Source organism: Shigella sp. FJ200513 (assembly GCF_040495915.1).
Lineage (GTDB): Bacteria > Pseudomonadota > Gammaproteobacteria > Enterobacterales > Enterobacteriaceae > ECMA0423.
On record NZ_JBDYCV010000112.1, the window covers coordinates 1 to 11252 of the forward strand.

Annotated in this window: 8 protein-coding genes and 5 pseudogenes; 2 read left to right on the plus strand and 11 right to left on the minus strand. The window is 49.2% G+C overall.

Annotated features, from left to right (window positions below):
* Both ABZJ92_RS17945 and osmC read left to right on the plus strand, forming a co-directional pair.
* A partial coding sequence (locus ABZJ92_RS17945) for an IS1 family transposase (protein ID WP_071528444.1) occupies positions 1–61 on the plus strand: 61 nt, incomplete at its 5' end.
* 172 nt (positions 62–233) lie between these two features.
* Complete coding sequence (gene osmC / locus ABZJ92_RS17950) at positions 234–665, plus strand: peroxiredoxin OsmC (RefSeq protein ID WP_000152305.1); 432 nt, start codon at positions 234–236, stop codon at positions 663–665.
* A gap of 55 nt (positions 666–720) precedes the next feature.
* On the opposite strand, the pseudogene ABZJ92_RS17955 reads toward osmC, so the two are convergent.
* The 11 genes and pseudogenes from ABZJ92_RS17955 to ABZJ92_RS18000 all read right to left on the minus strand — a co-directional run bounded on the left by ABZJ92_RS17955 (position 721) and on the right by ABZJ92_RS18000 (position 11250).
* Positions 721–1647: pseudogene (locus ABZJ92_RS17955) on the minus strand (oligopeptide/dipeptide ABC transporter ATP-binding protein).
* The gene (locus tag ABZJ92_RS17960; RefSeq protein ID WP_000193541.1) at positions 1640–2614 is read right to left on the minus strand and encodes an ABC transporter ATP-binding protein; all 975 of its coding nucleotides are present in this window, start codon (positions 2612–2614) and stop codon (positions 1640–1642) included. Before ABZJ92_RS17960 ends, ABZJ92_RS17955 begins: the two are co-directional and overlap by 8 nt.
* A complete protein-coding gene (gene ddpC / locus ABZJ92_RS17965; protein WP_000979625.1) occupies positions 2611–3507 on the minus strand; it encodes a D,D-dipeptide ABC transporter permease in 897 nt (298 codons plus the stop codon). The genes ABZJ92_RS17960 and ddpC overlap by 4 nt, the downstream gene beginning before the upstream one ends.
* Positions 3508–3520: 13 nt before the next feature.
* Positions 3521–3853, minus strand: a pseudogene (gene ddpX / locus ABZJ92_RS17970) (D-alanyl-D-alanine dipeptidase); the annotation flags it as partial.
* A 257-nt stretch (positions 3854–4110) separates the two neighbouring features.
* A pseudogene (locus ABZJ92_RS17975) lies at positions 4111–4728 on the minus strand (EAL domain-containing protein); the annotation flags it as partial.
* Positions 4728–5798, minus strand: a pseudogene (gene dosC, locus ABZJ92_RS17980) (diguanylate cyclase DosC); the annotation flags it as partial. The pseudogenes dosC and ABZJ92_RS17975, both read right to left, overlap by 1 nt.
* A gap of 376 nt (positions 5799–6174) precedes the next feature.
* On the minus strand, positions 6175–7494 hold the full coding sequence (locus ABZJ92_RS17985) for a family 10 glycosylhydrolase (protein WP_000350395.1): 1320 nt from the start codon (positions 7492–7494) through the stop codon (positions 6175–6177).
* Between the two features lie 130 nt (positions 7495–7624).
* Positions 7625–9160, minus strand: coding sequence for an acid resistance gamma-aminobutyrate antiporter GadC (gadC, locus tag ABZJ92_RS17990; protein ID WP_000246019.1), 1536 nt, complete (start codon positions 9158–9160; stop codon positions 7625–7627).
* Positions 9161–9315: 155 nt separating this feature from the next.
* Entirely contained in the window at positions 9316–10716 is a 1401-nt protein-coding gene (locus ABZJ92_RS17995) for a glutamate decarboxylase (RefSeq protein ID WP_000358930.1), read from the minus strand.
* A gap of 360 nt (positions 10717–11076) precedes the next feature.
* A pseudogene (locus ABZJ92_RS22520) lies at positions 11077–11178 on the minus strand (hypothetical protein); the annotation flags it as partial.
* Positions 11179–11193: 15 nt separating this feature from the next.
* Positions 11194–11250, minus strand: coding sequence for an IS1 family transposase (locus ABZJ92_RS18000; protein ID WP_003032489.1), 57 nt, complete (start codon positions 11248–11250; stop codon positions 11194–11196).
* Positions 11251–11252: the final 2 nt, after the last annotated feature.

The window sequence follows — 11252 nt, forward strand, 5'->3', positions numbered from 1 at the left end:
ATCGGTGGAGCTGCATGACAAGGTCATCGGGCATTATCTGAACATAAAACACTATCAGTAAGTTGGAGTCATTACCTCTCTTGAGATATATATTCCCGGTTATCTATTGTGGGAATTTAATTTAAGTGCAGAAGTAATATTTTCGCCGTATTTTATTCGGAATATCCTGCTTATCCTCGTGCTGTTTCTCACGTAGTCTATAATTTCCTTTTTAAGCCCACAGGAGAGCAACAATGACAATCCATAAGAAAGGTCAGGCACACTGGGAAGGCGATATCAAACGCGGGAAGGGAACAGTATCCACCGAGAGCGGCGTGCTGAACCAACAGCCGTATGGATTTAACACGCGTTTTGAAGGCGAAAAAGGAACCAACCCTGAAGAACTGATTGGCGCAGCGCATGCCGCATGTTTCTCAATGGCGCTTTCATTAATGCTGGGGGAAGCGGGATTCACGCCAACATCAATTGATACCACCGCCGATGTGTCGCTGGATAAAGTGGATGCCGGTTTTGCGATTACGAAAATCGCACTGAAGAGTGAAGTTGCGGTGCCGGGTATTGATGCCTCTACCTTTGACGGCATCATCCAGAAAGCAAAAGCAGGATGCCCGGTCTCTCAGGTACTGAAAGCGGAAATTACGCTGGATTACCAGTTGAAATCGTAAAGCATTGCCGGATGACGCGTCAGGCGCGTGAATGCCTGATGCGTTGTTAGCATCTCTACAGCGCCCGCCAGCACCGGAGGTCACGTCCGTCCTCCCTTATTGCTAATGATTGCCGGACTTCACATCCGTGGGTTGCCAGAGGGCAACGTTCGTAGAAAAAACAGCCTTGCGGCAACGTGCGGTTTCCCGGCAGATCCGTTTTACGTAATGCTCATTCTTCCTCCAGCGGTTTATCAATGGCGGGGAGGGAATCCAGCAATAATCGGGTGTATGGATGTGCCGAAGCAGTCAACACCTGTTGCGCGTCGCCCAGTTCTACAATCTGCCCGAGATACATCACCGCCACCCGATCGCTCATATGACGTATCACCGAGACATTGTGTGAAATCAGCACATAAGTCAGCCCGTGATTTTCCTGTAGCGTTACCAGCAAATTGAGGATCTGCGCCTGCACGGAGATATCCAGCGCCGAGGTTGGCTCATCAAGCACAATCACGTCAGGCTGCGAAGAGAGTGCTCTGGCAATGGCGATGCGTTGCCGCTGCCCGCCGGAGAACGCATGAGGCAGGCGGTCGAGATACTCCGGACGAATACCCACCTGCACAGCCAACTCCTCTGCCAACGCTCGCCGCTGTTGTTCACTACTACGCTTAGCTATCCAGAGCGATTCTGTGATGATGCGCCACACCGGTAAGCGCGGATTAAGCGAAGAGAGCGGGTCCTGAAACACCATCTGCATAATGCGTTGTGAGCCTGAACGGATGTACTGCCCGTGGCTCGGTTGCAGCATGCCCATTAAAAGCTGTGCGAGGGTGCTTTTGCCGCAGCCTGACTCGCCGACGATCCCTAAGGTTTCACCACGGCGGATCTGTAAATCAATACCATTAATGGCATGAACATGTTCCGTAGATTTGCCAAGCCAGTTTTTACGGGCCGGAAAATTGATATGGACGTCGCGTAACGTTAATAACGTGTCAGACACTTATGACCTCCTGCTGCGGATACCAACAGGTGCAGTGCTGGTTGTTGTCACCACACGCTGTCAGCGCACACTGTGCACCTGCCGCATAGCAACGATCGCGAAAAGCGCAGCCGTCAGGCAAATGGGTGAGGTTTGGTACCGTCCCTGGAATGGCGGGTAATGGCTGGCGTGGTACTCCATGTTCTGGTGCGCATTGCAGCAAACCAATGGTATACGGATGCCGGGGATGATGGATAACGTCTGCCGTCCCGCCGCTTTCAATTACGCTTCCGGCATACATCACGTAAACGCTATCGCACAGTTGCGACACCACGGCCATATCATGGCTGATGAACAGTACCGCAGTTCCACTGGCGCGTGCTTTATGTTTAAGCAAACGCAGTACCTGCAACTGTACTGTGACGTCCAGCGCCGTCGTCGGTTCGCCGGCAATAATCAATTGCGGCTCGCAGGAGAATGCCGGCGCAATCATTACCCGCTGGCGCATACCACCTGAAAGCTCAAACGGATAGCGCGACATAACTTCCACGGCATCCGGGATTTGCATCTCTTCCAGCAGTGCAATCGCTTTAGCTCTGGCTTCCCGACGACTTATTGGTTGATGATGGCGGATTACGTCCATCATCTGAAGACCTATTCGACGTGTCGGATTAAGGGCGGTCATCGGTTCCTGAAAGATCATCGCCACTCGTGCGCCGCGCCACTGACGAAGCTGTTTTTCCCGAGCGTTAAGAACATCTTCTCCCAGCAGTGAAATCTGCCCCCGATGTACGCAATAACTGCCCGTCGGTAGCAGACGCATAATCAGCATTGCGGTGACTGATTTACCTGAGCCGGATTCTCCCACCAGACCGACAATTTCGCCGCGGTTAATCTGCAAGGACACATTGTTGAGCGCGTGAACATCACCGTTAAAACCGGGGAAACTCAAATGCAGCTGTTGAATGTCCAGAACGGGTTGGGTCATGACTGCTTTCCTCCTGCTTTCGGGTCAAGCAGATCGCGAATACCATCACCAAAGAGATTAAACCCGACGGAGGTAAGCAAAATCGCTGCCCCCGGAAATGCGCAATACCACCACTGATCGAGTACATAGTTGCGACCATTCGCTACCATCGCGCCCCATTCAGCACTCGGTTGTTGAGCACCCAGGCCAATAAATCCCAACGTGGCGGCCATTAAAATCGCGCTACCGATATCCAGCGATGCCTGCACGATCAGCGGCGGTAGGGAGTTACGTAAAATATGCCAGTTGATCAGATGCCAACGAGACGCGCCAAAGGTTTTCGCCGCCTGAACATAGGTATACTGGCGTACAACTAATGCTTGCCCCCGCGCCAAGCGCACATAAAAGGGAATTCGCACAATAGCAATCGCCAGCATGGCGTTAAATAAACTCGGCCCGAGAGCGGCAGCCAGTGCCATTGTCAGTACCAACGAAGGAATCGACAGCATAATGTCCATGATGCGCATGATGATGGCGTCTGCGCGTCCGCCAAGCACACCGGATAGACATCCGAGTAGCGAACCAATCATACCCGCAATGGCGACCACCACTAATCCGGCGAGAATTGATTGCTGACTGCCGACCAGTACGCGGCTAAACAGATCGCGTCCCACTTCATCGGTGCCAAACCAGTGCGCCGCAGAAGGCGGCAAAAGGCGGGCGGTTAAATCAATGGCGTTGGGATCATGCGTCGCCAGCCACGGTGAAAAAATCATCATCAGTCGCATTAATACAATGATGACTGCGCCGGTCACGGTGAGCGGACTGCCTTTCAGCATCCATACCAGTTTTGCACCGTTAAATCGCGTTTGTTTTTGTGGGCGTACGGCGGACGTTTCCTCGCTTAGCATCATTCACCACCTCCACGTCATCACGAAGCGTCAGGTCGAGCGCCGTGCCACGGCTGTGATTAGAACCGACCGTCACATCAACAACATATTGCGGGTCTGGGCAGGCTTGCCACAACATCGCCTGTGCTTGTTGTGGGCGATACGCATCGTAAATCACCAGTTGTAAGCCTGACAGCTGGGCGATACTGATACTTTTCGCCAGCGCGGTAATCGCATCTTTATGTAGCAGACAACGCGCTTGCTGATAAATAGCTTTACCTGTGATGTTATCAACGCAGGCATATTTCAATTCGATCTCCAGATCAGGGAAGATCACGGCTAAATCAACCAGTTCGGTGGTATCCGACATAAACGGTTCCTGTATAAGACAAAAATTGCTGCGCTTTCCGCTTATGCAGATCTCATGCCATGCCGGGATAAGCGCCAGAATGCTGGCTTAAAGTTATATTTTTTAACTTTTGATCAACATTTGTGCAGCGTAGTGCAGTTTTGGTGCAAGAGGGAAAGTTAAGGAAGGAATCTCCCGGAATCGTAGCTGAAATCACAGTATTTAAGTGACAGTGTCACCTTAAAGGAAAACCCGCGAGTGCGGGCGAGAGGAATTTGTCAGATTTTCAGCGGTAACACGCTGCTCATCCAGCCTGGAATTTCTTCGGCGGGAAGGGGGCGGGAAAAGAAATATCCCTGAATAACGCGACAGTGGATCTTACGTAGCATCTCAAATTGCTCTTTGGTTTCGACCCCTTCCGCCACGACGGTTAAATTGAGGCTTTGCCCAATGCTGGTAATGGCTTCAAGTAAGGCCAGGATGCGTTTTTCCGTCAGACAACGATCGACAAAGCTTTTGTCAATTTTGATTTCCGTTACCGGAAGACTGACTAAGCGGGATAATCCGGAAAAGCCCGTGCCAAAATCATCTACCGATAAACCCACGCCCATATCACGCAGGATCTGAATGCGCTTAAAGATTTCGGTATCGTGTTCCATCATCATGCTTTCCGTGATTTCCACCGTCAGCTGGTGGCCGTCAATACCCCAGGCTTGCATTGCATCAGACACCTGATTAGGCAGCTGATTACTGCGAAAGTGCAGCGCCGACAAGTTCACGGATAACGCCGGGATATGAATATTCTGGCTACGCCATTCTGCTAACTGACGGCAAGCTTCCGCGATGACCCAGCGCCCAATATTTTCGATTTCACCAATCTCTTCTGCGAGAGGAATGAGACTTTACGCAGAATTTCATCGCCAGTGTTATGGCCCCACGTATCGTTGATCTCTTTGAATTTATCAACGTCAATAATCAGCACTGACAGCGGTGTACCGGTCCGGTTGGCATGGGCAATTTCGCGTTTGAAGATAGTCGGCAGGAAACGGCGGTTAAGTAATTTCGTCAGTACATCCATACCGACTTCGTGGCGCGATACTTCTTCAAACAATTCACGCAGCAAGGTAATAATCTGCGATACGGTATTTCTTATCTGTAATAGAAATTTCACCCGCAAACTTCTGTTATTCAAAATCCTGGTGTTACGCATGGTTTGATTGAAAATACCGTCGAAATCCTGAATCAGACGGGAGATATGGCCCACTTCGGCAATGCCGCTAAAATAATGTCGACCTTTATGGTTAAACCACAGGCCAAAATCAGCCTGGCTTAAAGGCAAACTGCTGCCTAAATCAGAATCCAGCAGGACTTTATAGATAATATCTATTTCCCATGAAAGTATTGAGGCTATTTGCCGTTCTTTTTCTTCTTCGGCGTTTTCCAGTAACGAGAAGATACGATAGTTTTCATCTTCCTTTGAGGCACTACTGTCACTAAAGGTAAACGCGCGGGTCATCACTTCCATCGCGATATCAATACTGTTAATCGAGAAATGGTAGACCTGAAGTTTTTCTGCGGCGGAATAATCCGAAGAGAAGATTACCGGATAGAGGATTTTTTTCAGCACCCGAAACCCCATCTCGACAATTTCTACCGGAATTCCTATGCGGGCATGCACTTCCGCGACGGTATGCTGGATTTGTATTAGCCTTTCGACATCGTCAACCTGGGCAGAAAGCACGTTAATAATCCAGCGTTCCATCGCACTTTTCAACTGCCGCTCAACTTGTTCATTACTCAAGAATTCTTCGGCATGCGGGTCGATGCGGACAATTCGATAAAACTCGATACTCAGATAATGAGCATGCGCAAGGGCAATTTCTGCGGCTTTAGCACGAATGAGAGGATCTGCCTGTTCGACAAGTCCGGTCCACTCATCTTTCATTCTTTTAAAATACATCTCCATAATTCACACCCTTATAAGGCTGGGAAATCAGACGGAATCAAAACGAAACGCAACGTGCGAGATCGACTAACTGCACCATATTCTCCTGAAATATGAAGATATACTGAAAAGAAATAAGCGACTTAAGACAGTTTCAATCTACGCTACTGTTCTTCAGAAGAGTATAGCCCATCGTAATTATTTTTCGGTGACAGCGAATATCGTATGGTTTTTCATATTCATACATTTTTATTAGGGATTTATAGCTGTTTAACTAAGTGTGGTTAATTGCGTGGTTAATTTGACTTATGTAAGCATGATTACTAGTGGGATATTTCACAAGGTGTAACAAGCCGGTGGGTAAAGCACCGGCTTGTTACAAAGTAAGCATGGTAGTTTAACTGCCCCAACGACTTTGCAGATAGCTGACCGCTTGTTGAGTCTGCGGTTTATTCAGATAGTCCTCACGGAACAAGATGGTGCCGCTAATTTCTGGTACCGCATCGTTAAGATCGAGCTGCTTTTTCAGTTCCGGTACGCCGCCGTTAATCATCCAGTCTGGCTCTATCTTTGAAGGTTCACCCACTTTATAGAAGGCGATACCGATATACAGGCGGGTCCTGGTTGGTTTAACGACATCCGCCCACCATTTTGCCAACACGTCATAACGCGCGGCACTCCGTGAGAACGGCCAGTAAATTTGGGGAGCAATGTAATCCAGCAATCCTTGTTCCACCCATCGACGGGTGTCTGCGTAGGATTCGTCATAGGCTGCCGCGCCTCGGGTATCGGAACCGAGCGGATCGTGTGATCGGTTACGCCACACGCCTGCCGGGCTAACGCCAAATTCGACTCCCGGCTTAATGCTTTTAATGGTGTGTGATACCTTTGCAATTAACTGCTGAGTATTGTTGCGCCGCCAGTCTGCTTTTGACGCAAATGCGCCTCCGTATTTACGGTACGTTTCGTTATCATTTAGCCGTGAACCCGGTGATTCAGTATAGAAATAGTCGTCAAACTGCACGCCATCTACCGGATAGCGGGAAACCACTTCAGCGACTATTGATGTGATCCAGTCCTGAACCTCAGGGATGCCCGGGTCGAGGACAAAGCGATCGCCAGACGTTCTGATCCAGTCACGGTGTTGCACATAGACGCTCGCCGGTTGTTGAGACAGAGTGCTATTCAGTTCCCTGATAGTACCGGGCTTCGTATTAACCGATACGCGATAGGGGTTAAACCAGGCGTGTACTTTCATCCCACGCTTGTGGGCTTCGTCGAGCATGAATTGCAGCGGATCGTAACCCGGATTTTCACCAATCTTACCGGTCATAAGATCGGACCACGGCAAAATTTTCGATGGCCACAGGGCGGTACCGTCCGGCTTGACCTGGAAAAAGACCGTGTTTATGCCGAGACGTTGGAGATGATCCAGTTTGTCGATCATCGCCTGTTGTTGTACACGGGCTCGGCTGGTGGGATTACTAATGTTAACCGAGGAAACCGGTGGCCAGTCGAGGCGAGAAACCGTGGCCAGCCAGATGCCACGCATCGGTTGTGACGATTGTTGCGTCGTGGCTGGTGGCTTTGAACCTGCTGGTGGTGTCACCATGGACTCTGGAGGCGTGCTTTTACAACTACACAGTAAAAGTGCCAATGCAACCAGTATCGCTGGTCTTCTAATCGTTAATTTCTTGTTTCGGGAGCAGATATCCATATGTGCTGGTTTCCGGTAAACAGATGTGCGCTCATTCTCGTACTTATCCCGGTTAAGTCAATACGACAGCAAGCACGAAAAAGGGAGCGATGAATTATCGCTCCCTTGTCTTATAACCATTCAGACATGGTTAGTGTTTCTTGTCATTCATCACAATATAGTGTGGTGAACGTGCACGCGGGTGCAGGAAGAAGTGACCTTTTGGTGCGTTCTGACTGTTGATTGGCTCCAGAGTGACGCCGGTATTCGCTTTGCCTTTACGATCATGAACAGCATAGAGAATAAAGGGCAGGGCAAGTACCACCAGGAAACTAACAACCAGTAATTCAACATACATATCGGTAGAATCACCCTGGATGTTATCCGGCGGCAGGAAGGAAACAATAAACGCCATAATTGAAGTCAGCAGACCGACAATTGCCACGACCAGTTTCACCCCTTTACCACCAGGGATATTAAATGTGCGTTTTAAGTCAGGATGTTTAAGAACCAACACAATGTAGCCAATAAACAGCATGAAATAAGCACACAGATAAATCACCACCGTCAGCGCCAGTGCGATCAGGAAGGACATGTTGTTACCGCCACCGGTATTGGTGAGGATGATCAACGCGATAGAAGTAATCACCAGCTGCGAAATGACCAGCGTTACCGGTACGCCATTTTTGTTCATTTTAGCGAATGCCGCTGGCAGCAGGTTTTTCTGCGCTGTGACATACATCCCGCGAGAAGGACCAACAATCCAGGAGGCGATTTCCGCCAGAACACCCAGCAACAGCAGTGCGGAGATCACGCGAACCGTCCACTCAATTTCCGGTGCCACATGGGACATCAGAACGGTAAAGGTTTGCATTACCCCTGCGGAGAGGTTGATTTCATTACCCGGAATGACCATCGCAATAGACAAACCGCCAACAGAGCTTAAGCAGATTGCCGCCACCATCAGCAGTAACATAGCCAGTGGATAGTCGCGCCCGGGGTTGCTCATTTCATTGACGTGAGTTGCGGAAGCTTCTACGCCCATATAACTCAAAATGAAGGCAACAAATACAACCAGTGTGCCCACTTTAGAGAAGTCAGGGAAGAAGGTCTTCGAATCCATTTCGATAGCAACGGGGGCACCGGAGTGCAGGTAAATAGCCGCTAATGCGATCAAAATAAATGCAGGTAACAGGATACCGGCGAAGAAGCCAACTTTAGCAATTCGCGCCGTGTATTTCGTGCCACCAAACTGCGTTAATGCCAGCGCCCAAAGAATGATGAGTGCTGCAATAGTTTTGGTAATGGGGTCTTCATTCAGCGCTGGCCATTTCAGGATGTAGGAGAGTGCCCCTAACACGAAATAGAGCATCGGAATAAAACCAATGGCGATTTGCAGATAGCCAAATGAGATCGCTGCAAATCCCCATCTCGGACCCAGAGTATTTGATACCCAGGCGAAGACACCACCTTCTTCCCAGCCGTCGACGGTGGCCATTTCCGCAGCACAAAGTCCCACGGGAATAAACCATAAAATCCCGCCTAATAGCAGGAAGAAGACTAATGAAAAGCCCGATGTTGCGAAGGTAGGGTATTCATAAACAGCCATTACCATCGATGCCGTTATGGCAAAGAATCCGAGTAATGTGAGCTGCTTAGCTTTACCTGTCTGTACTGATGTAGCCATATTATCCCCCTAAAACGGTATTCCTGTCGGAACCGCACCTGTTTTGTTCTGAAGCGTATTCAGAACAATATTTTCCGTTGCTAATGCCAGTGAACAGACTTTGGAAATTATCCCGAAACGGGTTCGTTTCGGGACACCGTTACCGTTAAACGTTATCAGGTATGTTTAAAGCTGTTCTGCTGGGCAATACCCTGCAGTTTCGGGTGATCGCTGAGATATTTCAGGGAGGCTTTGTAGTCTTCCAGCAACAGTTCAGCAAAGTCCATTTCGAAGCCGCGACGACACATAATGCGCATCACCACGATGTCGGTGGCTTCACCGCCGAGAGTGAAGGCCGGAACCTGCCAGCCGCGCAGACGCAGACGTTCAGAGAGGTCGTACAGGGTGTATCCCGGATCTTCACCATCTTTCAGTTTGAAGCAAACCGCCGGGATGCCTTCGTCCGGGCGACCGGTACAGATGAACTCATACGGCCCCAGTTTGGCGATCTCATCCGCCAGATAGGCAGCGACCTGGTAGGAAGCATTCTGTACTTTGGTATAGCCTTCACGACCAAGGCGCAGGAATTCATAGTACTGTGCAATCACCTGACCCGCCGGGCGGGAGAAGTTGATGGCAAAAGTACCAATCTGACCACCGAGGTAGTCAACGTTGAACACCAGTTCCTGCGGCAGCGCTTCTTCGTCACGCCAGATAACCCAGCCGCAGCCCAGCGGAGCCAGACCGAATTTATGGCCTGAAGCACTGATCGATTTCACACGCGGCAGGCGGAAGTCCCAGACGATATCCGGGGCGACGAACGGTGCCAGAAAGCCACCGCTGGCGGCGTCGATGTGCATGTCGATGTCGATACCGGTGTCGGCCTGGAATTTATCCAGTGCATCGTGCAGCGGTTGCGGGAACTCATAGTTACCGGTGTAGGTCACGCCGAAAGTCGGCACCACGCCGATGGTATTTTCGTCGCAGGCTTCAATCATGCGTTTCGGGTCCATAAACAACTGACCGGGGCGCATAGGGATCTCACGCAGCTCCACATCCCAGTAGCGGGCGAATTTATGCCAGCAGATTTGCACCGGACCGCACACCAGGTTTGGTTTATCCGTTGGTTTGCCTGCAGCTTCCATACGCTTGCGCCAACGCCATTTCATCGCCATCCCGCCGAGCATACAGGCCTCGGAAGAACCAATGGTGTTGGTGCCAACGGCCTGACCATTTTTCGGCGCAGGCGCATGCCACAGATCGGCAACCATGTTTACGCAACGCAGGTCGATGGCTGCGGATTGCGGATATTCTTCTTTGTCGATCCAGTTTTTGTTAATGGATAAATCCATCAACTTGTGGACGTTTTCGTCGTCCCAGGTCTGGCAGAAAGTGGCCAGGTTCTGACGAGCGTTGCCATCAAGATATAATTCATCATTGATAATCTGAAATGCGACATCGTCGCGCATTTCGTGCAGCGGAAAACGTTTTGATTCTGCGATAGTGGAAATAGACTTCGCACCAAAACGTGAATCGAGTAGTTCCGACCTTAAATCCGTTACTTGCTTCTTATCCATTTTAAACTCCTTAAAATGATTGGATCGCATTAAAAAAGTAGGATTTATCGATAAAGTAAGCAAGTGCAAAGGACTCGTGTTTAAATAACAAAATCCTAATGTTATTTATCGTGAGATATTGTTGGAATGATATTTTTTCATTAAAAACAATGTAATAGAGAATTCTTGGGTGGTGGCAAGGTGTTTTATGTTGTTATTTTTATGCGCTTTCTGTGCCTCCTGAATTATCACGTAAAAATCAGGTATTAAAATATCACTATTAGTACTTGGTTATTATTTTGAACGCATTTATAAAATTATTACATAAAAATAGCGAATATTGCTAAAATCCCCGCCAACGATGTGTTGACGGGGCTGTTATTATTTTGGCAATAATACTCCGGTATAAGTATTTACCGGATGAGAAAGATATTGTTTAACGGCAGTGTTAACATTCTCTACCGTCATTTGTTTCAACAATTGGGTAATGACTCCAACTTACTGATAGTGTTTTATGTTCAGATAATGCCCGATGACCTTGTCATGCAGCTCCACCG